The 22,465-nt window shown below is 54.9% G+C and carries 24 protein-coding genes; 11 read left to right on the top strand and 13 right to left on the bottom strand.

Annotation, left to right across the window (positions count from 1 at the left end; genetic code table 11):
- Positions 1-2 precede the first annotated feature (2 nt).
- From proW to BH714_RS22315, 7 genes are all read right to left on the bottom strand, one after another.
- A complete protein-coding gene (proW, locus tag BH714_RS22285) occupies positions 3-1,067 on the bottom strand; it encodes a glycine betaine/L-proline ABC transporter permease ProW (RefSeq protein ID WP_014171320.1) in 1,065 nt (354 codons plus the stop codon).
- The gene (gene proV / locus BH714_RS22290; protein ID WP_014171319.1) at positions 1,060-2,262 is read right to left on the bottom strand and encodes a glycine betaine/L-proline ABC transporter ATP-binding protein ProV; all 1,203 of its coding nucleotides are present in this window, start codon (positions 2,260-2,262) and stop codon (positions 1,060-1,062) included. The genes proW and proV overlap by 8 nt, the downstream gene beginning before the upstream one ends.
- A 333-nt stretch (positions 2,263-2,595) precedes the next feature.
- On the bottom strand, positions 2,596-3,555 hold the full coding sequence (gene nrdF, locus BH714_RS22295) for a class 1b ribonucleoside-diphosphate reductase subunit beta (protein ID WP_020883863.1): 960 nt from the start codon (positions 3,553-3,555) through the stop codon (positions 2,596-2,598).
- A gap of 9 nt (positions 3,556-3,564) precedes the next feature.
- Positions 3,565-5,709: a class 1b ribonucleoside-diphosphate reductase subunit alpha gene (gene nrdE / locus BH714_RS22300; protein WP_040018934.1), complete on the bottom strand. Its 2,145-nt coding sequence runs from the start codon at positions 5,707-5,709 to the stop codon at positions 3,565-3,567.
- Positions 5,682-6,092, bottom strand: coding sequence for a class Ib ribonucleoside-diphosphate reductase assembly flavoprotein NrdI (nrdI, locus tag BH714_RS22305; protein WP_040018935.1), 411 nt, complete (start codon positions 6,090-6,092; stop codon positions 5,682-5,684). The genes nrdE and nrdI overlap by 28 nt, the downstream gene beginning before the upstream one ends.
- Entirely contained in the window at positions 6,089-6,328 is a 240-nt protein-coding gene (gene nrdH, locus BH714_RS22310) for a glutaredoxin-like protein NrdH (RefSeq protein ID WP_020883865.1), read from the bottom strand. Before nrdH ends, nrdI begins: the two co-directional genes overlap by 4 nt.
- Positions 6,329-6,580: 252 nt before the next feature.
- On the bottom strand, positions 6,581-6,907 hold the full coding sequence (locus tag BH714_RS22315; RefSeq protein ID WP_014171314.1) for an ElaB/YgaM/YqjD family protein: 327 nt from the start codon (positions 6,905-6,907) through the stop codon (positions 6,581-6,583).
- Between the two features lie 160 nt (positions 6,908-7,067).
- Here BH714_RS22315 and BH714_RS22320 point away from each other — a divergent pair, with 160 nt between their 5' ends.
- The gene (locus BH714_RS22320) at positions 7,068-7,412 is read left to right on the top strand and encodes a DUF2002 family protein (protein ID WP_006811693.1); all 345 of its coding nucleotides are present in this window, start codon (positions 7,068-7,070) and stop codon (positions 7,410-7,412) included.
- Positions 7,413-7,444: 32 nt separating this feature from the next.
- Here the strand turns inward: BH714_RS22320 and alaE are convergent, their stop codons facing one another.
- Positions 7,445-7,894 carry an L-alanine exporter AlaE gene (alaE, locus tag BH714_RS22325; protein WP_020883866.1) on the bottom strand — a complete coding sequence of 150 codons (450 nt, stop codon included), beginning with the start codon at positions 7,892-7,894 and terminating at the stop codon, positions 7,445-7,447.
- Positions 7,895-8,387: 493 nt separating this feature from the next.
- Between alaE and stpA the strand changes: the two genes are divergently transcribed.
- On the top strand, positions 8,388-8,792 hold the full coding sequence (gene stpA / locus BH714_RS22330) for a DNA-binding protein StpA (RefSeq protein WP_020883867.1): 405 nt from the start codon (positions 8,388-8,390) through the stop codon (positions 8,790-8,792).
- A 38-nt stretch (positions 8,793-8,830) separates the two neighbouring features.
- Here the strand turns inward: stpA and BH714_RS22335 are convergent, their stop codons facing one another.
- The 3 genes from BH714_RS22335 to BH714_RS22345 all read right to left on the bottom strand — a co-directional run bounded on the left by BH714_RS22335 (position 8,831) and on the right by BH714_RS22345 (position 9,920).
- Positions 8,831-9,010: a YodC family protein gene (locus BH714_RS22335; protein WP_014171310.1), complete on the bottom strand. Its 180-nt coding sequence runs from the start codon at positions 9,008-9,010 to the stop codon at positions 8,831-8,833.
- A gap of 79 nt (positions 9,011-9,089) precedes the next feature.
- The gene (locus tag BH714_RS22340; RefSeq protein ID WP_040018936.1) at positions 9,090-9,611 is read right to left on the bottom strand and encodes a rhodanese family protein; all 522 of its coding nucleotides are present in this window, start codon (positions 9,609-9,611) and stop codon (positions 9,090-9,092) included.
- Between the two features lie 9 nt (positions 9,612-9,620).
- Positions 9,621-9,920, bottom strand: a complete 300-nt coding sequence (locus BH714_RS22345) for an ArsR/SmtB family transcription factor (protein ID WP_014171308.1) — start codon at positions 9,918-9,920, stop codon at positions 9,621-9,623.
- Between the two features lie 179 nt (positions 9,921-10,099).
- Between BH714_RS22345 and BH714_RS22350 the strand changes: the two genes are divergently transcribed.
- Entirely contained in the window at positions 10,100-10,258 is a 159-nt protein-coding gene (locus BH714_RS22350; RefSeq protein ID WP_032678825.1) for a YqaE/Pmp3 family membrane protein, read from the top strand.
- On the opposite strand, the gene BH714_RS22355 is transcribed toward BH714_RS22350, so the two are convergent.
- Positions 10,255-11,184 carry a LysR substrate-binding domain-containing protein gene (locus BH714_RS22355; RefSeq protein WP_020883871.1) on the bottom strand — a complete coding sequence of 310 codons (930 nt, stop codon included), beginning with the start codon at positions 11,182-11,184 and terminating at the stop codon, positions 10,255-10,257. The two genes, BH714_RS22350 and BH714_RS22355, sit on opposite strands and share 4 nt — an antisense overlap.
- 320 nt (positions 11,185-11,504) lie before the next feature.
- Between BH714_RS22355 and BH714_RS22360 the strand changes: the two genes are divergently transcribed.
- From BH714_RS22360 to BH714_RS22385, 6 genes are all read left to right on the top strand, one after another.
- Positions 11,505-12,110: an ankyrin repeat domain-containing protein gene (locus BH714_RS22360; protein ID WP_020883872.1), complete on the top strand. Its 606-nt coding sequence runs from the start codon at positions 11,505-11,507 to the stop codon at positions 12,108-12,110.
- A 106-nt stretch (positions 12,111-12,216) separates the two neighbouring features.
- Positions 12,217-13,758, top strand: coding sequence for an acyl-CoA synthetase FdrA (fdrA, locus tag BH714_RS22365; protein WP_040018937.1), 1,542 nt, complete (start codon positions 12,217-12,219; stop codon positions 13,756-13,758).
- Positions 13,758-15,173, top strand: a complete 1,416-nt coding sequence (locus tag BH714_RS22370; RefSeq protein WP_040018938.1) for a YlbE family protein — start codon at positions 13,758-13,760, stop codon at positions 15,171-15,173. The genes fdrA and BH714_RS22370 overlap by 1 nt, the downstream gene beginning before the upstream one ends.
- 11 nt (positions 15,174-15,184) lie before the next feature.
- Positions 15,185-16,729 carry a hypothetical protein gene (locus BH714_RS22375; protein ID WP_014171302.1) on the top strand — a complete coding sequence of 515 codons (1,545 nt, stop codon included), beginning with the start codon at positions 15,185-15,187 and terminating at the stop codon, positions 16,727-16,729.
- A 44-nt stretch (positions 16,730-16,773) separates the two neighbouring features.
- Entirely contained in the window at positions 16,774-17,724 is a 951-nt protein-coding gene (locus tag BH714_RS22380) for a carbamate kinase family protein (RefSeq protein ID WP_040018939.1), read from the top strand.
- A gap of 16 nt (positions 17,725-17,740) precedes the next feature.
- On the top strand, positions 17,741-19,120 hold the full coding sequence (locus tag BH714_RS22385; protein ID WP_040018940.1) for an amidohydrolase family protein: 1,380 nt from the start codon (positions 17,741-17,743) through the stop codon (positions 19,118-19,120).
- An 18-nt stretch (positions 19,121-19,138) separates the two neighbouring features.
- On the opposite strand, the gene BH714_RS22390 is transcribed toward BH714_RS22385, so the two are convergent.
- Complete coding sequence (locus BH714_RS22390) at positions 19,139-20,059, bottom strand: LysR substrate-binding domain-containing protein (RefSeq protein ID WP_020883878.1); 921 nt, start codon at positions 20,057-20,059, stop codon at positions 19,139-19,141.
- Positions 20,060-20,340: 281 nt separating this feature from the next.
- Here BH714_RS22390 and BH714_RS22395 point away from each other — a divergent pair, with 281 nt between their 5' ends.
- Both BH714_RS22395 and BH714_RS22400 read left to right on the top strand, forming a co-directional pair.
- On the top strand, positions 20,341-21,672 hold the full coding sequence (locus tag BH714_RS22395) for an MFS transporter (protein ID WP_040018941.1): 1,332 nt from the start codon (positions 20,341-20,343) through the stop codon (positions 21,670-21,672).
- A gap of 36 nt (positions 21,673-21,708) precedes the next feature.
- Positions 21,709-22,458: an SDR family NAD(P)-dependent oxidoreductase gene (locus BH714_RS22400; RefSeq protein WP_040018942.1), complete on the top strand. Its 750-nt coding sequence runs from the start codon at positions 21,709-21,711 to the stop codon at positions 22,456-22,458.
- Positions 22,459-22,465 lie beyond the last annotated feature (7 nt).

A 22,465-nucleotide genomic window follows, 5' to 3' on the forward strand; every position in this document is an offset into this window, starting at 1 on the left:
CCTTATTTTCTGAATGGGCGGGTGATTAACCCGACAGGGCCGGTGCTATACCAGCGACGGTTGCCGCGACTGCGTGAATCACGACCGACAGCCTGCGTCAGGCGGTCAAGGATAATGGCGAGGATCACAATGCCGACGCCGCCCACGGTGGCCAGTCCCATATCAAGACGACCAATGCCGCGCAGCACCATCTGACCCAGCCCGCCGACGGCGATCATTGAGGCAATCACCACCATGGAGAGGGCCAGCATCAGCGTCTGGTTGACACCCGCCATGATGGTTGGCATCGCCAGCGGAAGCTGAACTTTGAACAGCATCTGGCGCGGGCTGGCACCAAATGAACGCGACGCCTCGATAAGATCGGCCGGTACCTGGTTAATCCCGAGTATCGTCAGACGAATGACCGGCGGCAGGGCGAAGATAATGGTCACCACGACGCCCGGCACGTTGCCGATACCAAACAGCATCACGATCGGCACCAGGTAGACAAACGCGGGGGTGGTCTGCATCGCATCCAGTAGCGGACGAATAATCTTCGCCGCCCGCGGACTGCGCGCCAGCCAGATCCCCATCGGCAAGCCGATAGCGACGCAGAAGAGCAGGGCGGTGAGCACCAGCGCTAAGGTGATCATTGCCTGCGACCAGGCGCCAATCGCGCCGATGGCTATCAGTGAGATCAGCGTGGCGACACCCATGCCGGCGCTGCCAAACTGCCAGGCAATCAGGGAGAAGAGCACAATAGCGACCGGCGCGGGCATGCCGAGCATCAGCTGCTGGAAACCGTTCAGGATGTAATCCACCGGTACGCGGATCCCCTGGAAGACCGGACGGAAGTGAGTCACTACCCAGTCGATCCCCTCCGTGACCCAGCTATCCAGCGGGATCAGCGTCTTATGAAACGGATCCATAATATTGAAGTGCTCTGGCGCAGGAGCCGGTGCACTGTTGAGCCAGTCCGCCGCGCCGCCATCGGTTGGCGCAGGCGTGGAAGACCCCCACGCATCGGCAGATTGAGCAGCGCTGTCCGCCGCCTCGGTGGTTCCCCACGGGTTAGATTGATCAGCCATTGTTTGTCCCCTCGCGATCTAAAGCCTGCAGCAACATGCGTTTTGAGATGATGCCGACGTACTGTTGTTCCTCACTGACTACCGGTACGGCACACGGGGCCTGACCAACGTGAGAGAGCAGCTCGCTGAGCGGCGTTTCGGCGTCCACGGCAAGCGGGGAGTCGATAACTGCCGCATCAATACCCTGATTTTCGCTGAGTGCGGTTTTCAGGGAGTCGATGGAAACAATGCCAACAAATTTATTACCGCGTTCGATCAGATAACCGTATTCCCGATCTTCATCCTGCAACAGTTTCAGTGCAGAGCGCGGACCAAAGCCCGGTGTTTTGCGGATAAGACCGTTCGGTGAACGACGGGCGATATCTTTCGCACTAAAGACCTGACTAATATCCACGCCGCGGAAGAAGGTGCGCACATAATCATTGGCCGGATTATTCAGAATTTCATCCGGCGTGCCGACCTGCACCACTTCACCATTTTGCATAATGGCAATACGGTCACCAATACGCATGGCTTCATCAAGATCGTGGGAAATAAAAACAATAGTACGTTGATGTTTAGCCTGTAATTTTACCAGCTCATCCTGCATCTCGGTGCGAATTAATGGATCGAGGGCCGAGAAGGCTTCATCCATTAATAAAATGTCTGGGTTAATGGCTAATGCGCGGGCTAATCCGACACGCTGGCGCATCCCGCCGGAAAGCTCATCCGGGTAGGCATGCGCATAATTCTCGAGGCCCACCTGACGTAATGCATCCAGCGCTTTTTCCTGACGTTCATTAGCGGTAACGCCCGCTAATTCCATGCCAAAGGCGGCATTATCCAGCACCGTCATATGCGGCATTAGCGCAAATGACTGGAACACCATTGCAATCTTCTTTCTGCGCACCTCGCGAAGTTCAGCCTCTGATATTCTGGCGATATCAATGCCATCAATCAGTACCTGTCCACGGGTGGGTTCAATCAGGCGATTGAGAAGGCGAACCATAGTGGATTTACCCGAACCGGATAACCCCATGATGACAAAAATCTCGCCTTCTTCAATGGCCAGACTGGCGTCTTTAACGCCAAGCGACAGCCCGGTTTTTTCCAGAATTTGCTCTTTTGAAAGGCCTTTCTCAATATATTTGAATGCGCGCTGAGGATGCTCGCCAAATACTTTATAAAGATTTTTCACTTCTAATTTAATTGCCATGCAATAGAGAGTGTCCTGTTATTTGTTTATGTCGATATCATTACCATGGTAAATAGTTAACTGGCATTACCCTAACATACTGAGAATCTGAGACAACCCTGGGTTTGCTTATGGCAGGAATTTTGCCGTAAGCGAAACGGCTGAATTTCCCATGAGTAAAGGGCTGAGCGTGGTTTGAATTTTTCTGAATTTTTTGCTTTTGCACAGCGAAATTTCGCCTGAATCGGAGTGATTCAGGCGAATATGAACGGGGAATTACAGTGTAGTTGCCCGTAAAATATTAGGGAGGAAATTGTTAGATTTATATTAAATTAATGAACGTTAACCCGCTCATTAAAAATCCCAGTCCTCATCTTCGGTCTCCACCGCTTTGCCCATCACATACGACGAACCAGACCCGGAGAAGAAATCGTGGTTTTCATCGGCGTTGGGTGACAGTGCCGCCAGGATCGCCGGGTTCACGTCGGCCATTTCCGGTGGGAAAAGCGCTTCGTAGCCGAGATTCATCAGCGCTTTATTGGCGTTGTAGCAAAGAAACGCTTTTACCTCCTCCTCCCAACCGGTACCGGCGTACAATTCTTCGGTATAACTCAGTTCGTTCTCGTACAAATCCATCAGCAAATCGAGGGCAAAACCTTTTAACGCTTCGCGCTTTTCTTCGCTGACGTTCTCCAGCCCTTTCTGATATTTATAGCCGATGTAGTACCCGTGTACGGCTTCATCACGAATGATGAGGCGAATTAAATCGGCGGTGTTGGTCAGCTTGCCGCGGCTCGACCAGTACATCGGTAACCAGAAGCCCGAATAGAACAGGAAGGATTCGAGAAACACGCTGGCAATTTTCTTCTTCAGCGGTTCGTCGGCCTGATAATACTCCAGCACCAGGCTGGCCTTTCGCTGCAATGACTCGCTTTCTTCGCTCCAGGTGTATGCCGCGTCCACATCTTTGGTCTGGCACAGCGTCGAAAAAATCGAGCTGTAGGAGCGGGCATGGACCGCCTCCATAAAGCTGATGTTCGACATCACCGCCTCTTCGTGAGGCGTCAGCGCGTCGGCCATCAGCGCAGGGGCACCGACGGTATTTTGGATGGTGTCCAGCAGCGTCAGGCCGGTGAACACACGGATCGTCAGCTGCTGTTCGGCGTGGCTGAGGGTTTGCCAGGCCGGAATATCGTTTGAAAGCGGGACTTTTTCCGGCAGCCAGAAGTTGCTGGTCAGGCGGTTCCACACCTCCAGGTCTTTATCATCCTGAATTTTATTCCAGTTAACGGCACTCACGCGTGACAGTTTCATCCTTTCTCCTTACAGCGCGCAGGACACGCAGCCTTCAATTTCGGTGCCTTCCAGCGCACGCTGGCGCAGGCGAATGTAGTAGAGGGTTTTGATCCCTCTCTTCCAGGCGTAAATCTGCGCCCGGTTAATGTCACGCGTGGTGGCGGTGTCCGGGAAGAAGAGCGTCAGCGACAGCCCCTGATCCACGTGTTTTGTCGCCTCGGCGTAGGTATCAATAATTTTCTCAGGGCCAATCTCATACGCGTCCTGATACAGGGCCAGATTGTCGTTGGTCATAAACGGGGCAGGGTAGTAAACGCGCCCGGTCTTACCTTCCTTGCGGATCTCAATCTTCGACACAATCGGGTGGATACTCGACGTGGCGTGGTTAATGTAAGAGATTGACCCGGTTGGCGGTACGGCCTGCAGATTCTGGTTATAGATGCCGTAACGCATCACATCGTCCCGCAGCTGCTGCCACATCTCGCGGGTGGGCAGGAGAACCCCGGCATCGGCAAACAGCTGGCGCACTTTGTCGGTTTTCGGCTGCCAGTCTCCTTCCAGATATGGCCTGAAGTACTCACCGCTGGCGTAACGCGACTGTTCAAAGCCCGCAAAGCGCTGGTTACGCTCGCGCGCCAGCATCATAGAGGTATGCAGCGCATGCCAGGTAATGGTGTAAAAATAGAGGTTGGTGAAATCCAGTCCTTCCGGGCTACCGTAGGCGATACCTTCCCGCGCCAGATAGCCGTGCAGGTTCATCTGCCCAAGGCCGATGGCGTGCGAGGCGGCATTACCGGCTTCAATGGACGGCACGCTGCGGATGTGGCTCATGTCTGACACCGCGGTCAGCCCGCGAATGGCGGTCTCCACCGTGCGGCCAAAATCGGGGGAATCCATGGTGTGGGCAATATTCAGCGACCCGAGGTTACAGGAGATATCTTTGCCGATGTCGGCGTAGTCCAGGTTTTCGTCATACGTTGATGCGCTGTTCACCTGCAATATCTCCGAGCAGAGGTTGCTCATATTGATTCGCCCGGCAATCGGGTTCGCACGGTTGACCGTATCTTCATACATGATGTACGGATAGCCGGACTCAAACTGAATTTCGGCCAGCGTCTGGAAGAAATCGCGGGCGTTAATGTACTTCTTACGAATGCGATCGTCGGCCACCAGATCGTGATACAGGGCGCTTATCGCCACATCACCAAACGCTTTCCCGTAAATACGCTCAATGTCGTAGGGCGAGAAGAGCGCCATCTCGGCATTTTCTTTGGCGAGCGCAAAGGTGATATCCGGAATCACCACCCCAAGCGACAGGGTCTTAATGCGGATTTTTTCATCGGCGTTTTCACGTTTGGTATCCAGGAAGCGCAGGATATCCGGATGGTGCGCGTGCAGATAGACCGCCCCCGCGCCCTGACGCGCCCCCAGCTGGTTGGCATACGAGAAAGCATCTTCCAGCATTTTCATGACCGGAATCACGCCGGAGGACTGGTTTTCGATGCGCTTAATTGGCGCACCGGCTTCACGCAGGTTCGACAGCAGAAACGCCACACCGCCGCCGCGTTTAGAAAGCTGCAGCGCCGAATTCACCGCGCGACCAATCGACTCCATATTGTCTTCGATGCGCAGCAGGAAGCAGGATACCAGCTCGCCGCGTTGGGCTTTTCCGCAATTAAGAAAGGTCGGTGTGGCGGGCTGGAAACGGCCGGAGAGCATCTCATCCATCAGGCATTCTGCCAGGGTTTCATCGCCCTGCGCGAGCGTCAGGGCAACCATCACCACGCGGTCCTCGAAGCTTTCAAGATAGCGTTTGCCGTCGAATGTTTTCAGGGTATAGCTGGTGTAAAACTTCCATGCGCCAAGAAACGTCTGGAAACGAAAACCACGGCTATGGGCTTGCCCGAACAGCGTCTCCACAAAGGCACGATCGTACCGGGCCAGCACGCGCTCTTCGTAATAGCCTTCCTTGACCAGATAATCGAGACGTTCATTCTGGCTTGCAAAGGTCATGCTGTTGGGGCGGACGTGGGTGGCGATAAACGCCTCCACCGCCTCATGATCTTTGCCAAACTGAATGTGCCCCTCACGGTCATAGAGGTTCAGCATCGCGTTTAATGCGTGGTAATCCGGTGTCGCCTGAATTACACGTTCTGCGGTTGTCGTTGCCAAAATTCGTTCACTCCTTTACGCACGTTCTCTACGTCCTGCTGTGTCCCCATCAGTTCAAAACGATAGAGATACGGCACGCCGCATTTTTGAGAAATGACATCCCCGGCACGGCCAAAGGCATCGCCGAAATTGCGATTGCCCGCCGCGATAACGCCGCGAATAAGCTGTCGGTTGTGGGGATCGTTGAGAAAGCGGATCACCTGGCGAGGCACGGCCCCCGCGGTGCCACCTCCACCATAGCTCGGGACCACCAGAATGTAGGGTTCGTCTACCCGGATCCGTTCCCGCTCATTAAGCGGGATACGTATCGCAGGCAGCCCGACGCGCTCAATAAAGCGGAGCGTGTTTTCCGAGCTGCTGGAGAAGTAGACCAGCCCACTCATGCCCTGGCGGCCTGGGCGGCGAGGCGGTTAATCATGTCGGGGCGAAAGCCGGACCAGCTGGTCTCCCCGGCGACGACGACCGGCAACTGGCGAAAACCTTGCGCCCGCAGGGTATCGGCAGCTTCGGGCTGCAGGTCAATGTTCACCATCTCAAAGGCCACTCCACGGCTTTCCATTGCACGTTTTGTCGCGTGGCACTGAACACAATCGTTACGAGTGTAAATAATAATGCTCATGATTCGTATTTCCATTTAAAATGAGAGAGCGGCGCGAATCATCGCGTCAGGTTGTGTGTATCTTGCTAAAGGGAATACTAGATGTAGTTGTCTTAAGATTCAACCATACAAGATATGGGAATTTCAGATTAATATGGCCCCGATGATGAGCATAGCGGGGCAGGGCGGGCTGTACGGCTTTTTCAGGCGCGCAGGCAAAGAAAAGCCCCGGAGGCTGACGCGACCGGGGCGGATTCGGACAGGCTGAGACGACTATTTGCGCAGGCTAAGCAGCGCCCCCACGAAGATACCCACCGCGGCTACCGTACCAAGCGTACAGAGGGGTTTTTCGCGAACGAAGGTATTGGCGCAGCTGATGGCATCGCAGGCAGCCTGCGTGGTGCGCGAACGCCCATTCATGCGGGCGCGGGTTTCACGTAGCAAAGACTGAGCCTTACGTTTTGCGGCATCCGCTTCGTCCTTCGCACCGGAACCCCAGGATTTCAGCACTTCTTCCAGCGAGTCCGCTAATTGGCTGACATCGTTACGAATATCCTGTGTGTCGTCGTTAATATCGTTTCGGTTCGGTCTGTTAAACATACGATCCTCCGTAATTTTGCGTTCCCGTTTAGTTTAGTCCAGAAATTTAATATCTGAAGCGCGTCACGCGTTATCTGGCAGTTTATGGAATATTCTGAAAGCCCTGCTAATGCTGAATACTGTAAGGTTGCCGGGCAGGAAAAGATAACGAGGAAAAGATATGTATTTACGACCTGATGAGGTGGCGCGCGTTCTTGAAAAAGAGGGATTCACCATGGATGAGGTGACATCAAAAGCGTATGGATATCGCCGTGGCGAGAATTATGTTTACGTTAATCGTGAAGCAAGAATGGGACGTACCGCTCTCATTATTCACCCGACGCTGAAAGACAGAAGTTTGTCATTTGCTGAGCCTGCCTCGGATATTAAAACCTGCGATCATTATCAGCAATTCCCACTGTATTTAGGTGGTGAAACGCATGAACATTATGGTATTCCGCATGGCTTCAGTTCGCGTATGGCACTGGAGCGGTTTTTGAAGGGACTGTTTGGCGACGTACAGTAAATCTGCGACTGGCATTCGCCAGTCGCCTCACATCATGCTTTGGCCTGGCTGTACTGGCTGACCTTAAACAGGCGGCGACAGTAGTCGAGAAAATAGCCATACACCGCACCCATCAGCATTGAAATCACGATATTTGAACTGACCGCTGCGACGATTTGATGCCAGTCTGCGCCCACTGTCAGCAGAATAGCCACGTAAACCGGCGACTGGAACGTCACGTATGCCAGAACGTCGGCGAGGTTTTTCACCCACCCTGACGGGCTAATACGACGCGCAAAGCGCATGACCGCATCGCGGTATAATCCGTAAGGCCACGCAATAATAATGTTGACCGGAATTGCCACCAGACGAGAAGAAAGTGACTGCTCAAAGGACATTCCGGAGAGGAAAATTTCGATCAGCATGTTCACGACGGAACAGTAAACAACCATCGCGAAGGTATCCGCTACCGCATGGCGCAGGCGAGATTGCGGTGAGAACATGTCTGAACTCCTTGAGAAGAACACAATAGAAACGATTTTCCCTCAGCGGTTAGTGCTTTAGGTTGGTTTGTCAGGCATGTATAGCGTATATCTCTGCCTTTGAACTAACAACTAGTTATTAATTTTTATTTAGTCGCGTTTTGTCCACAAAATTCTCTAAAATTGCGTGTTTTTTGTTCGGTTCGTTATAATCTGTCCCTGCTGTCAGTTTTTGTATGTAAATCAATCTGTTGATCTTGAGCGTGCCGAAGCGAACGTTCTGCCCGAACGACGGCAGTGCAGCATGCTTTGATTTGGATTAAATCTAACCGTTTATACTGAGATAAAGATTGAATCCGGCGGTATCGACAGTTATCCGCGGATATTATTAAACGCGATATTTTAAAACATTTACATTTTTAGCAAGACGTGCCCGCGGGTAGATATTCCAGGCGAAATGAATTATTCTCTTGTCGATTTTTCGATTTACCCTAAAGAAAAGGTTTTCAAATATATGTCTTTGACGTTACAGAATCTTAATAATATCCGAACTCTGCGTGCGATGGCGCGTGAATTATCCCTGGACGTTCTTGAAGAAATGCTGGAAAAAGTCAGGGTCGTTGCTGAAGAGAAACGGAGTGAGCTGGCGGAATTAGAGCAACAACGCGCTGAGCAGCAGGAAAAAATTAATGCCCTGCTGGAACTGATGAAAGCTGATGGTATTTCACCGTCCGATCTCCTCGGTTCAGATATGGCGCAGGCCGGTAAGCCAGCGAAAAAACGTAAACCGCGTGAAGCGAAATATCGCTTTATTGATCTCAACGGTGAAGAGAAAACATGGACCGGTCAGGGGCGTACGCCAAAGCCTATTGCCAATGCACTGGCAAACGGTAAATCACTGGATGATTTTCTGATTTAATCCATGAGCCGGGCGGAAGACACCGCCCGGTTGCCTGTTTAGCAGACGCCGAAATCACCCTCTTCGGTATACAGGGCCAGGTCTGCGGCCTTCAGGGTAAATTTCTCGCCTTGCTCATTGCTGGCCTGAACCGCCACAACGCTATCGCCGTTCACTTCGAGTACTTTCAGTTTTGGGCCGCCTTTACGCGGTTGCACATAATCACCGACAGAAAACATACTACCTCCTCATCGTTTCAATGATCTTCACCTTAGCCCACGTCTGATGCCGGGTACAGCGTATTTCACCGATTACTGCTTACGAGGTACGCCGGTTCCAGGGCATCACTTTCAGCAGTCTCGCCATTCCGCAAAACCCGGTCAGCCCGGCAAACAGCAGCCCGGCACCCACAAAGCCGCTCAGCAGGAAAAAGCCGCTGGAGAGCGTAAAGCCCAGCACGACCCCGCACAGGGTGAGCAGCCCGGCGGCAATTTGTACCTGGCGCATCAACGGCAGCGGCTGTGATGTGTCTTCCTGCGTGATCAACCCAGCCTGCTTCCACCCCTGAATTCCGCCTTCAACGATAAACGCCTGAGCAGGCGCGGCAGCCTGAGCAAGGCGGGCTGCGTTCGAGGATGTCCGGGCGCCAGACTGGCAGTGAAAAATCACCGTTTCGCCCGCGTGCGTCTCAAGCCCGCCGGGTAAGGTGTCCAGCGGCACGGACCGGGCGGCGGGAATATGCTCGCGGGCATATTCGTCGGGATCGCGAATATCGATCAGTTTTGCACCTTCAGCAACGAGCGCATTGGCCTGCAGGGGTGAAATGAGCGGTAGTGACATGGTGGCTCCTTACGGGCAATAGAGGCTTTTCAGGGTGCTGATCAGCTGATGCACCGCATCGTTTTTAATGAAATACAGAATGCGCTGCGCTTCACGGGTGCTGTCGATAAGCCCCTCTTCACGCATACGCGCCAGATGTTGTGACGTGGCGGATGGGCTAAGCCCCGTCGCCCGCGCCAGATCGCCCGCGCTGGTACCCGGTGCACCGCACAGCATGCAGAGGATCAGCAACCGACGCGGATTGCTCATCGCTTTTAACAGGGCTGCGGCCTGTCCGGCGCTGGCCTGAAGTTGTTCGAGTTCAGTCATATTGGTTTAGTATTTACTTAATTAAGGAAACTCTAAACTAATGGGGAGGATTAAGCCAGTGTCAAAAGCGTAAAAGAGGGTAAAAGGGCGATAAAGAGATGGCGCAGGCCGTTAAACTGGCTACGCTTAGAGAATGTTCTCTTTTGTATTTTCAATTGGTTAGCTTGCACGGAGTCGTTATGGGTTTTTGGCGTATTGTCTTTACTATTATCCTGCCACCGCTGGGTGTGCTGCTCGGCAAAGGGTTTGGCTGGGCGTTTATCATTAACATCGTTCTGACCTTACTGGGCTACATCCCTGGTCTTATTCACGCGTTTTGGGTGCAAAGCAAAAACTAAGCGCGCCACAATAGGTCGCTGTATATCCCGGTCAGCACGCCCTGTGGACCAAATTGCTGTTTGATCCAGCGCGTGACCTGGCCGGTCGCCGCATGCTGCGTGGCAAGCAGCATGCGTGAATCCTGACGCGGATTATTGATTCGCCGCGTGACCAGCAGCCCGTCCTCCACCGCCTCGCGGGCCATATACTCCGGTAAAAAACCAATCCCGTCCCCAAGGATCTGACACTGGCATTTGGTGTTGAAGTCGGGCACCAGAATCGCCTCCTGGCCGTGCAGCAGCCAGCCGACCTTCTTGTTTATAGTGTGCGCCGTGTCTTCCACCATGATGTTGGGGTACAGACGCAGCTGGCTTTCGGCTATCGGCTCCGGTACGAAGGCCAGCGGGTGTTCCGGCGCGATGGCGAATACCCAACGGATGGCACCGATCTCGGTGTAATCAATGCCGCCGCCGTCGAGCAGCGTGTCCGGTGCGCCAATCGCGATATTGGCCTGGTTGTTGATGATGGAGTCCCAGACGCCGTTGTAGACCTCGGTCGTGACGGTGATCTGGCAGGTAGGAAACTGTTTTTTCAGCACCTGCAGCAGCCGCGCCGTATGGCGTGGGGTGTACAAAAGCTGGTTGATGCAGATGCGGACCCGCGCCTCAATGCCCTGCGAAATGGTGTCTATCCCGCGCTTGATGGCATGAAAATCATTCAGCAGGTCGGTCGCTTTACGGTAAAAGTAAAACCCCGACTCGGTCAGCTCAATGCTGCGCGTATTGCGTACAAACAGCACCACATCCAGCCCGGTCTCCATTCGCTTGATGGTGTAACTGATGGCAGAGGTGGTTACGCCAAGCTCGGTGGCGGCTTTGCTGAAGCTGCCAAAGCGTGCCGCCGTGGTGAAGGCCAGCAGGTTCTCTTCAGTAAAGATGGAATTCATATTACGGCTCCTGTTAGCCATCAGTTTTGAACATATTTTAACAGCGCTGTTACAACGCATATGACGGCGGTCACAGTTCTGATTATTCGCGTCGAGCCGCGTCATGTCAGGCTTCATCATGCATAAGCAGAATGCTGTCTGAGGCGAATAAAAGCGCTAAAACATAAGTAAAAGATTGCACGGCCGCACATTTTGGCTGAATTGTTGAATTTAACTCAATAATGAATTGACTGTCGATGAATGATTTTTAAGCGGATTCTTTTCTCACCAGGCTGTTGCTATTCTCAGGTCATGAGCAATACATCATGGGGAGTCTGAATATGTCTGCGAACGAACTCGTTACTGAATTTTTGCTGGCGGCAGAGCAGGGCAATATTGACGGGCTAAAAGCCTGCCTTGAAAAAGGTGTCGATATTAATGCCACTCAACGCCAGAAAAGAACGGCCGTTATTATTGCCAGTCTGAAAAAGCATTATGACTGCGTGGCATTTTTAATTGCCGCCGGAGCAGATATTGATCAACAGGATCAGACCTGTTTTAACCCCTTCCTGATTAGCTGCCTGACAAATGATTTAACCCTGCTGCGAATAGTCTTACCCGCCAACCCGGATCTTGATCGCCTGACCCGCTTCGGTGGCGTCGGCATTACGCCTGCCAGCGAGAAAGGGCACGTTGAGATTGTGCGCGAGCTGCTGGAGAAAACCGATATTAACGTCAACCACACCAACTTCGTGGGCTGGACGCCGCTGCTGGAAGCGATTGTCCTCAACGATGGCGGCGCGAAACAGCAGGAAATTGTAAAGCTGTTACTGGATAACGGCGCAAATCCGCACATGACCGATAAATACGGCAAAACCCCGCTCGAACTGGCGCGGGAAAAAGGCTACCACCAGATAGCAGACCTGCTGCTGGCCGCAGGCGCGTAATTCCTTCGGCCAGCCTTTTCCGGCTGGTCGCTCATTCAGACAGTATTTTACCGACGTGCCTATTGCACGACGGCGGCCCCCTTTTATCCTCATTCAGGAGAAAATAATGCCCACCAAAATCGTCATAAAAAAGAATACTTATTTTGACTCGGTGTCATTGATGTCGGTTTCCACCAAGGCCAATAAATTGCCGGGCGTTGAGCAGGCTTTTGTGGCTATGGCGACAGAAATGAACAAAGGCGTATTAAAAAATCTCGGGCTATTAACGCCGGAATTAGCGGATGCCAAAAACGGCGACTTAATGATCGTGATTAAAGGCGAGGCGGCGAATGACAAAACGCTGGCAGCCATCGAAGCGCTTTTCACCCGCAAGGAGAGCGGCGGGAGCCATGAAGCGCGTTATGCCACCCTTGCCAGTGCGAAAACCCATCGTCCTGAGAGCAACCTGGCGGTGATTTCAGTAAACGGCACGTTTGCCGCCCGCGAAGCACGTCAGGCGCTGGAAAACGATCTCAACGTCATGCTCTTCTCCGACAACGTCAGCCTTGATGACGAGCTGGCGCTGAAGCAGCTGGCACACCAGAAAGGGCTGCTGATGATGGGGCCGGACTGCGGCACGGCCATTATCAACGGTACCGGGCTGTGCTTCGCCAATGCGGTGCGCCGCGGACCGATCGGTATTATCGGGGCGTCCGGGACCGGCAGCCAGGAGCTGAGCGTGCGGATCCATGAATTCGGCGGCGGCGTGTCGCAGCTGATTGGCACCGGCGGGCGCGATCTGAGCGAAAAGATAGGTGGCCTGATGATGCTGGATGCCATCGCGATGCTGGACGCTGACGACGCCACCCAGGTGATTACCCTCATCTCTAAACCGCCTGCGCCGTCGGTGGCAGAAAAAGTGCTGGCCCGCGCCCGCACCTGCCGCAAACCGGTGGTGGTCTGTTTCCTCGGTCGTCATCAGCCGCCGGCTGATGACGGCAACCTGCAGTTCGCCCGTGGCACCAAAGAGGCGGCGCTGAAGGCCGTGCTGTTAACGGGGGTGAAAAAAGAGTCTCTCGACCTGCATCCGCTGAACTGGCCACTGATCGACGAGGTGCGTGCCCGGCTGACGCCCCAGCAGAAATACATCCGCGGCCTGTTCTGCGGCGGCACCCTGTGCGATGAGGCCATGTTCGCCGCGCTGGAAAAGTTCGACGACGTCTACAGCAACATTCAACCCGATCCGGCGAAACGGCTGGACGATATCAACGTCAGTAAAGCCCACACCTTCCTTGATTTTGGCGATGACGATTTCACCCACGGCAAACCGCACCCGATGATCGATCCGACCAACCGCATCAGCCGCCTGTTGCAGGAGGCGCGTGACCCCGAGGTGGGCGTGATCGTGATGGACTTTGTTCTGGGCTTTGGCGCGCACGAGGATCCGGTTGGCGTGATGCTTGAGGCCATAAAAGAGGCGCAGGCGACGGCGAAAGCCGATAACCGCCCGCTGGCAATTCTCGGCTATGTGCTCGGAACCGACCAGGACTCACCGTCCCTGGCACAGCAGTGTCAGCTTCTGACCGAGGCAGGGGTGATCTGGGCGAGCAGCAGCACCAACACCGGATTACTGGCACGTGAATTTGTCTTTAAAGGGGAGACTGCCTGATGACGACCTTATTTAACCAGCCGTTGAACGTGATTAACGTCGGTATCGCGCTGTTCAGTGCGGATCTCAAAAAGCAGCATATCCCCGTGACCCAGCTCGACTGGACGCCGCCGGGGCAGGGGAATTTGCAGGTTGTAGAAGCGCTGGATCAGCTGGCCCTTGCGCCACTGGCTGACAAAATCGCCGCCGCCAATAAGATTGCCCTTGAGCGCATTATCCAGTCCCATCCGGTGCTGGTGGGCTACGACCAGGCAATCAACGTCGTGCCGGGCATGACCCGCACCACCATTCTGCACGCCGGTCCGCCCGTCAGCTGGGAAAACATGTGTGGCGCAATGAAAGGGGCCGTGACCGGGGCGCTGGTGTTTGAAGGGCTGGCACGCGATATCGACGACGCGGAGCGCGTGGCGGCGTCAGGGGCGATCACCTTCTCGCCCTGCCACGAGCACGACTGCGTAGGCTCAATGGCGGGCGTCACTTCGCCATCGATGTTTATGCACATCGTTGAGAATAAAACCTACGGCAACCGGGCGTTCACTAACCTTAGCGAGCAGATGGCGAAGATCCTGCGCATGGGCGCCAACGACCAGAGCGTTATTGACCGCCTGAACTGGATGCGTGACGTGCTCGGCCCGATGCTGCGCGATGCCATGAAAATCATTGGTGAAATCGACCTGCGCCTGATGCTGGCCCAGGCGCTGCACATGGGCGACGAGTGTCATAACCGCAACAACGCCGGCACCACGCTGCTGATCCAGGCGCTGACGCCCGGGCTGATTCAGGCCGGGTATCCGGTGGCACAGCAGCGTGAGGTGTTTGAGTTCGTCGCCAGCAGCGATTACTTCTCCGGCCCGACGTGGATGGCGATGTGTAAAGCCGCCATGGATGCCGCACACGGTATTGAGTACAGCACCGTGGTCACCACCATGGCGCGTAACGGCTACGAGTTCGGCCTGCGCATCTCCGGGCTGCCGGGGCAGTGGTTCACCGGCCCGGCGCAGCAGGTGATAGGGCCCATGTTCGCGGGCTACAGGCCGGAAGACTCCGGGCTGGATATTGGCGACAGCGCCATTACCGAAACCTACGGTATCGGTGGTTTTGCGATGGCCACAGCCCCGGCGATTGTGGCACTGGTGGGTGGCACGGTGGATGAAGCCATCGATTTCTCCCGTCAGATGCGCGAGATCACCCTCGGCGAAAACCCGAACGTCACCATTCCGCTGCTCTCGTTTATGGGCATTCCAACCGCCATCGACATCACAAAAGTCGCGGGCAGCGGCATTCTGCCGGTCATTAACACCGCCATTGCGCACAAAGACGCAGGAATTGGCATGATTGGGGCGGGCATCGTTCACCCGCCGTTTAGCTGTTTTGAAAAGGCGCTGTTGACCTTCCGCGATCGCTACTTTTTATAAGGCATGCATCCATGAAAAACATGAAACTGGAGTGGAAAAGAGGTGACTGGGCGGCGTATTTCGGGTTGATGACCAACAACCTGACCAATTTGCTGACCATGATGGGGCTGCTCATTTTTGTCGTCGGCATCCCGAAGGAGATTGTTTATGGACGCATTGCGCCAGCCTTCGGGCTGGCGGTGCTGGTCGCGAGCGTCTGCTACGCGTGGTTTGGCCTGCAGATGGCGCGCCAGACCGGGCGTACGGATGTCACCGCGCTGCCGTCTGGCCCAAGCGCGCCGTCAATTTTCACCGTGACCTTTCTGGTGCTGATGCCGGTCTACCAGCAAACCGGTGATGCGGATTTCGCTATCCAGATTGGTCTGGTGTGGTGCTTCGTGGAGGCGATGATTCTGGCGGGCGGTTCGTTCCTTGGGGAAACCATCCGCAAGATGATCCCGCGTACCGTCCTGTTGTCGTGCCTGTCCGGGCTGGGCCTGCTGCTGCTGGCGATGAACCCGATGCTGCAGGCGTTTGAGGCACCTACCGTGTCGTTCATCGTGCTGCTGCTGATCTTTATTAACTGGTTTGGTAAAAAGCCGATCTTCGCCAAAATCCCGACCGGCCTGCTCTTGCTGATTGCCGGTACCGCGCTGGCGTGGATCTCCGGTCTGCAAAGCCCGGAGGCCATCAAAGCCTCAATGTCGTCGTTTGGCTTTAACCCGCCGGAAGTGCATGTCGACAGCTTTATGCAGGGACTGCCGCACGCATTACCGTACCTGGCTTCTGCCGTCCCGCTGGGTCTGGCGAACTACATTTTTGACCTGGAAAACATCGAAAGCGCCCACGCGGCGGGGGATGAGTACCCGACCCGCAAGGTGATGCTGGCAAACGGGCTGGCCTCCATGCTCGGGTGTCTGATGGGTAACCCGTTCCCGGTGACGGTTTACGTCGGCCACGCGGGCTGGAAAGCGATGGGGGCCAGCATTGGCTACACGCTGGCCTCCGGTGTGACCATGTTTATCGTGCCGCTGTTCGGGCTGGGGGCGTTTATGCTCGCCATCATACCGATGACCGCCATCGTGCCGATTCTGGTGTTTATCGGGGTGGTGACCGCCAACCAGGTAGTAAGGGAAACGCCCAAAGTGGAGGTCCCCGTGATCTTCATCTGCCTGTTCCCGTGGATCGCTAACTGGGCGCTGACCATGATGAACAGCGTGATGGGCGCGGCGGGGACCAGTGCGGCGAAAATTGGCACCGACGTGCTGCACAGCAAAGGTATCTACTACCAGGGACTGGTGCATCTGGGTAACGGCGCACCGCTCGCCAGCATGCTGTGGGGCTGCATCGCTATCTTCGCCATCATCAACAAACCGCTGCGCGGAGCCGTGGCCGCCGCCGTTGGGGCGTTGCTGGCGCTGTTCGGCGTGATCCACGCGCCAGTGGTTGGCTTTGCCGAAGGCAGTTCGCTGATGTTTGTCACGGCCTACCTGATGATGGGGGGCATGTTTGTGGTGAAGCATTTTCTTGATAGCCGCGACGCGGTGAGCGCGGCAGCGCCGGTTTCGGAGTCCTGATAATGGCTGATGTCCTCACCCCGCACCATTTCAAAGGAAACACTATGAAAGAGCTCATGGTCGTCGCCATTGGCGGCAACAGCATTATCAAAGATAACGCCAGTCAGTCCATTGAACACCAGTCACAGGCCGTGAAATTGGTTGCAGAGTCAGTGCTGGAGATGCTGGCGTCTGACTATGACATCGTGCTCACTCACGGCAACGGCCCCCAGGTGGGGCTGGATCTGCGCCGCGCTGAAATTGCTCACGAGCGGGAAGGGCTACCCCTCACGCCGCTGGCAAACTGCGTGGCGGATACCCAGGGCGGTATCGGCTACCTGATCCAGCAGGCGCTCAATAACCGCATGGCCGCCCACGGCGAGCAAAAAGCGGTCACGGTCGTCACGCAGGTGGAAGTGGATAAACACGATCCGGGTTTCGCCCATCCCACCAAACCTATCGGCGCGTTTTTCAGTGAGACGCAGCGTGATGCGCTCCAGCGTGCCCATCCTGACTGGCATTTTGTTGAAGACGCCGGGCGCGGTTATCGCCGGGTGGTGGCCTCACCGCAGCCGCTGCGTATCGTTGAAGCGGAGGCTATCAAGACCCTGACGCAAAAAGGCTTTGTGGTGATCGGGGCGGGCGGTGGTGGTATTCCGGTGGTGCGCACAGCGCAGGGGGATTACCAGAGCGTCGATGCGGTGATTGATAAGGATCTCTCGACCGCGCTGCTGGCCCGCGAGATCCATGCCGACGTGCTGGTGATCACCACCGGGGTGGAGAAAGTGTGCATCAACTTTGGTAAGCCAGACCAGCAGGCGCTGGATACGGTGAATGTGGCGCAGATGAAACGCTACGTGGCGGCGGGGCACTTCCCAGCGGGCAGCATGCTGCCGAAAATCGTCGCCTCGCTGGCGTTTCTGAACGACGGCGGCAAGCGCGTGATCATCACCTCGCCGGACTGCCTGCCTGCGGCGCTGCGCGGTGAGACCGGTACCCACATTGTGAATGCGTAAGTAAAAGGAAGAGAAGATGAGTGAGAATAAAAGCCGACGCGAGTTTATTAGCCAGAGCGGCAAAATGGTTACCGCCTGCGCCCTGTTTGGCACCACTGGCTCCGTCGCGTATGCTGCAGAGACTGCGAAACCACGTTGTGAGACAGGCAAACCGATGAACATTACCGCCAGACACTACTACCTGGATAACGTGCTGCTGGAGGCCGGGTTCAACGTTGACGGCGGCGTGGCGACAAGCACCCGCACCGAACTGAAAACACTCGAAATTAATGACGGCAAAATTGTCGCCCTGCGTGATAACAAAAGCCATGGCGATGCCACGCTGCCACATTATGATGCAGGCAGTAAGCTGATGCTGCCGGCAATGCGCGACATGCATATCCACCTGGATAAAACCTTTTACGGCGGTCCCTGGCATTCCCTTAACCGCCCGGCGGGCACGACCATTCAGGACATGATCCGTCTTGAACAAAAATTGCTGCCAGAGTTACAGCCCTACACGCAGGAGCGTGCGGAAAAGCTTATCGATCTGATCCAGTCGAAAGGCTCCACCCTCGCCCGCAGCCATTGCAATATTGAGCCGACGTCCGGCCTGAAGAATCTGGAAAATCTCCAGGCCGTCTTAGCGCGCCGCAAGCCGGGGTTTGACTGTGAAATTGTCGCCTTCCCGCAGCACGGCTTGCTGTTATCACACTCCGAAACGCTGATGCGCGAGGCCATGCAGGCTGGCGCACACTACGTGGGCGGTCTGGATCCGACTAACGTGGACGATGCGATGGAAAAATCCCTCGACACGATGTTCCAGATTGCGCTGGATTATGACAAAGGGGTGGACATCCACCTGCATGAAACCAGCCCGGCAGGCGTCGCGGCGGTGAACTACATGGTAGAGACCGTGGAGAAAACGCCCGCGCTGAAGGGCAAGCTGACCATCAGCCACGCCTTCGCGCTGGCCACGCTCAACGAGCAGCAGGTCGATGAAATCGCCACCCGCATGGCGGCGCAGCAGGTGACCATTGCCTCTACGGTGCCGATTGGCACCCTGCATATGCCGCTGAAGCAACTCCGTGACAAGGGGGTGTTCGTCATGACCGGCACCGACAGCGTCATTGACCACTGGTCGCCGTATGGGCTGGGCGATATGCTGGAAAAAGCCAATCTTTACGCCCAACTCTATATTCGCCCGAATGAACAGACGCTCTCCCGCGCGCTGGGTATCGCCACCGGTGATGTGCTGCCGTTGAACGACAAAGGCGAGCGCGTGTGGCCAAAAGCGCAGGACGATGCCAGCTTTGTGCTGGTGGACGCTTCCTGTTCCGCCGAGGCCGTGGCGCGGATTTCACCGCGTACCGCGACCTTCCATAAGGGCCATCTTGTGTGGGGCACCGTCTCCTGACGCCACGTCGGGGTATTGCTACAGGTGATACCCCGACAGACGCAGTTCGCGATCAATCCACTCAACAAACTGCTGGATCTTCCAGGTGCGCTCGTTCATGTGCGGCATCACCAGATGATGCGCATTAATGGCGATCCCCGTTTCATCTGGTAGCACCTGCACCAGGGAGCCATCGTTCAGGTGATCGGTGGCCATCATCTTGCTTTCCAGAATAAATCCCAGCCCCATGCGCGCGGCTTCAAAGCTCATGTAAGAACGATCAAAACTCAGGCTGAAGTTGAGCCAGGGGCGGTCGATATTGTGCCAGGCAAACCATTTTTCCCAGTTGACGAGAGTGCTTGTCGACGAGATAAGCGCCTGTGAAAGCAGGTCCTGCGGCGTGTTGACGGGATGTGCACGCAGATATGCCGGTGAGGCCAGCACCACCAGCGCATCGTTTTTAATGGTCATGACCCTGTAAGCGTCCCAGTCCGGGATGCCGTGGCGAATATCAATATCGATGTTATCGCGTGCAAACTGCAGGTTCTCATAGGAGCAGGAAAGATTGACCGTAATATCCGGGTATTCACTGCGAAATTTGCCGAGCCGGCGCAATAACCACGTCAGGCCAAACGTTGGTGAAGAGTGAACGCGCAATACCGGATTATCAGCCTCTTTCATCACCTGTTCGGTTGCACGGCCGATGGCGCTCATCGCTGCGGAGACGTCGCGCAGATATTTTTCCCCCGTCGGGGTCAGGGTCACGCCTTTGCCGCTGCGGATAAATAACTTCTTCCCCATCCAGGATTCCAGCGAGGCGATCTGATGACTGACGGCTGACGCGGTGACGTTAAGCTGTTCGGCTGCCAGATGGATACTGAGAGAGTTGGCCACGGCGATAAAGGACTGAATATTTCGCAGCGAGGGTATGGGGAGGGTCTGGCGATCCTGCGCGGGCATGGCCCACTCCTTTTAAACGAGACAATTTTAAAAAACATAACATTGCGGCATCGTGTCAGCAATTTTTACCCGGCTGAATGGATTAAACATGATCCTGTTCACAGTGTTTTATCGATGAATATTGATGAGGGTTACATTTTATTTTTATGACCTGCATCGCGTATCAAATTTATCTCAGCAATAAATGAGTTTTATTGAATGGTGTTTCGTTCGATAGCCGATATATTGACGTTGAACGCATAAATAAAACGACTCACGTTGTTCGAATAATGAGGTAAAACATGTCTCGTATAGAACAAGTTGCCCCCTACATAGCGACAAAGAAAACCAATTACCGTTTCGTTGTACTGGCATTAATTTTTATTGTGTATGCCATTAACTATGCCGACCGAACAAATATTGGTGCTGTACTTCCTTTTATCATCGACGAGTTTCATATCAATAATTTCGAAGCCGGTGCGATCGCCAGTATGTTCTTTTTGGGATACGCCCTGAGCCAAATACCGGCGGGCTTTTTTATCGCCAAAAAGGGCATTCGCGGGATGGTGGCGCTGTCGATATTTGGCTTCTCGGCGTTTACCTGGTTGATGGGGACTGCGACCTCAGTGCTGGGCCTGAAGTTTATCCGCCTGGGGCTGGGGTTAACCGAGGGGCCATGCCCGGTGGGGTTGGCATCAACGATCAATAACTGGTTTCCACCAAAAGAGAAGGCCACGGCGACCGGCGTCTATATTGCTGCCACCATGTTTGCCCCCATCCTGGTGCCGCCGCTGGCAGTGTGGATTGCCATGACCTGGGGCTGGCGCTGGGTCTTTTTCTCTTTTGCCATTCCGGGGCTGGTCATTGCTGTCCTGTGGTATTTACTGGTACGTACCCGGCCTTCCGAGAGCCCTTTCGTGTCAAAGAGCGAACTGGAGACCATTACCGCAGGTCAGGCGACACCGGATGCCAGACGGGAAAATATCGTGATTTCCCCCGGCTTCTCCCGCCTTGACCGTCTGATCCGCGTACGGGATCTGTCGCCCATCAGCACGGTAAAAGGTCTGTTCACATCGAAAAATATTCTCGGTGACTGTGTGGCCTACTTCATGATGGTCAGCGTGCTGTATGGCCTGCTGACCTGGATACCGCTTTATCTGGTGAAAGAAAAAGGCTTTACGTTCATGAGCATGGGCCTCGTCGCGAGTATGCCGTGTATCGGCGGTTTTATCGGCGCGATTTTTGGCGGCTATGTCTCCGATAAATGGCTCGGGCGCAGGCGTAAACCGACCATGATGTTTACAGCCATCAGCACCGTACTGATGATGGTCATCATGCTGAATATCCCGCAAAGCACCGTTGCGGTTTGTGTCGGCCTCTTTTTTGTTGGTCTCTGTCTGAATATAGGCTGGCCCGCCTTCACCGCTTATGGAATGGCCGTTGCGGACAGCAAAACGTATCCCATCGCCGCATCAATTATTAATAGCGGCGGTAATCTCGGCGGATTTGTTTCGCCGATGCTGGCAGGTTATCTGCTGGATAAAACTGGAAGCTTTAATTCTGTCTTTATTTATTTCGGTATTTGCGCAGCAATTGGATTAGTCATGATTATCTTGCTGGAAGAACCGAAATAATAAATAAAACCTCTCTTACAATACTGGAGTAAATATATGCTTCTGAAAGATAAAGTCGCCGTGATTACCGGCGCGGCTTCTGTGCGCGGCTTGGGTTTCGCCACGGCAAAATTATATGCCGAGCAGGGCGCGAAAGTGGTCATTATTGATTTAGATGCCGAGGCCAGCCAGCGTGCGGCTGCATGTCTGGGTGAAGGGCATCTGGGGCTTGCGGCAAACGTCAGCAACGAGTTGCAGGTGAACGCAGCCATTAAGCAGGTTCTGGGTAAATATGGGCGCATCGACATTCTGGTGAATAACGCCGGGATAACCCAGCCGCTCAAACTGATGGATATTAAGCGCGACAATTACGATGCCGTACTGGATGTCAGCCTGCGCGGTACGCTGCTGATGTCCCAGGCGGTGATTCCCACTCTGCGCGCGCAGAAGTCCGGCAGCATTGTCTGTATCTCTTCAGTTTCGGCACAGCGCGGCGGCGGTATTTTTGGCGGCCCGCACTACAGCGCTGCAAAAGCCGGCGTGCTGGGACTAGCCAAAGCCATGGCCCGTGAGCTTGGGCCGGATAACGTGCGCGTGAACTGCATCACCCCGGGGCTTATCCAGACGGACATCACCGCTGGCAAGCTGAGCGATGAGATGAAAACCGCCATTCTGGCGGGTATTCCGCTCAACCGTCTTGGTGATGCACAGGATGTTGCCCGTGCCGCGCTGTTCCTGGGGAGCGATCTCTCTTCTTATTCCACCGGTATCACGCTCGACGTGAACGGCGGCATGCTGATCCATTAAGGGGAGA

Origin of the sequence: Enterobacter ludwigii, assembly GCF_001750725.1 — a bacterium.
Classification (GTDB): domain Bacteria; phylum Pseudomonadota; class Gammaproteobacteria; order Enterobacterales; family Enterobacteriaceae; genus Enterobacter; species Enterobacter ludwigii.

Bases quoted from the DNA above. Each gene is read 5' to 3' on its own strand.
- proW (WP_014171320.1), bottom strand. From the start codon at position 1,067: ATGGCTGATCAATCTAACCCGTGGGGAACCACCGAGGCGGCGGACAGC.
- proV (WP_014171319.1), bottom strand. From the start codon at position 2,262: ATGGCAATTAAATTAGAAGTGAAAAATCTTTATAAAGTATTTGGCGAG.
- nrdF (WP_020883863.1), bottom strand. From the start codon at position 3,555: ATGAAACTGTCACGCGTGAGTGCCGTTAACTGGAATAAAATTCAGGAT.
- nrdI (WP_040018935.1), bottom strand. From the start codon at position 6,092: ATGAGTGGGCTGGTCTACTTCTCCAGCAGCTCGGAAAACACGCTCCGC.
- nrdH (WP_020883865.1), bottom strand. From the start codon at position 6,328: ATGAGCATTATTATTTACACTCGTAACGATTGTGTTCAGTGCCACGCG.
- BH714_RS22315 (WP_014171314.1), bottom strand. From the start codon at position 6,907: ATGTTTAACAGACCGAACCGAAACGATATTAACGACGACACACAGGAT.
- BH714_RS22320 (WP_006811693.1), top strand. From the start codon at position 7,068: ATGTATTTACGACCTGATGAGGTGGCGCGCGTTCTTGAAAAAGAGGGA.
- alaE (WP_020883866.1), bottom strand. From the start codon at position 7,894: ATGTTCTCACCGCAATCTCGCCTGCGCCATGCGGTAGCGGATACCTTC.
- stpA (WP_020883867.1), top strand. From the start codon at position 8,388: ATGTCTTTGACGTTACAGAATCTTAATAATATCCGAACTCTGCGTGCG.
- BH714_RS22335 (WP_014171310.1), bottom strand. From the start codon at position 9,010: ATGTTTTCTGTCGGTGATTATGTGCAACCGCGTAAAGGCGGCCCAAAA.
- BH714_RS22340 (WP_040018936.1), bottom strand. From the start codon at position 9,611: ATGTCACTACCGCTCATTTCACCCCTGCAGGCCAATGCGCTCGTTGCT.
- BH714_RS22345 (WP_014171308.1), bottom strand. From the start codon at position 9,920: ATGACTGAACTCGAACAACTTCAGGCCAGCGCCGGACAGGCCGCAGCC.
- BH714_RS22350 (WP_032678825.1), top strand. From the start codon at position 10,100: ATGGGTTTTTGGCGTATTGTCTTTACTATTATCCTGCCACCGCTGGGT.
- BH714_RS22355 (WP_020883871.1), bottom strand. From the start codon at position 11,184: ATGAATTCCATCTTTACTGAAGAGAACCTGCTGGCCTTCACCACGGCG.
- BH714_RS22360 (WP_020883872.1), top strand. From the start codon at position 11,505: ATGTCTGCGAACGAACTCGTTACTGAATTTTTGCTGGCGGCAGAGCAG.
- fdrA (WP_040018937.1), top strand. From the start codon at position 12,217: ATGCCCACCAAAATCGTCATAAAAAAGAATACTTATTTTGACTCGGTG.
- BH714_RS22370 (WP_040018938.1), top strand. From the start codon at position 13,758: ATGACGACCTTATTTAACCAGCCGTTGAACGTGATTAACGTCGGTATC.
- BH714_RS22375 (WP_014171302.1), top strand. From the start codon at position 15,185: ATGAAAAACATGAAACTGGAGTGGAAAAGAGGTGACTGGGCGGCGTAT.
- BH714_RS22380 (WP_040018939.1), top strand. From the start codon at position 16,774: ATGAAAGAGCTCATGGTCGTCGCCATTGGCGGCAACAGCATTATCAAA.
- BH714_RS22385 (WP_040018940.1), top strand. From the start codon at position 17,741: ATGAGTGAGAATAAAAGCCGACGCGAGTTTATTAGCCAGAGCGGCAAA.
- BH714_RS22390 (WP_020883878.1), bottom strand. From the start codon at position 20,059: ATGCCCGCGCAGGATCGCCAGACCCTCCCCATACCCTCGCTGCGAAAT.
- BH714_RS22395 (WP_040018941.1), top strand. From the start codon at position 20,341: ATGTCTCGTATAGAACAAGTTGCCCCCTACATAGCGACAAAGAAAACC.
- BH714_RS22400 (WP_040018942.1), top strand. From the start codon at position 21,709: ATGCTTCTGAAAGATAAAGTCGCCGTGATTACCGGCGCGGCTTCTGTG.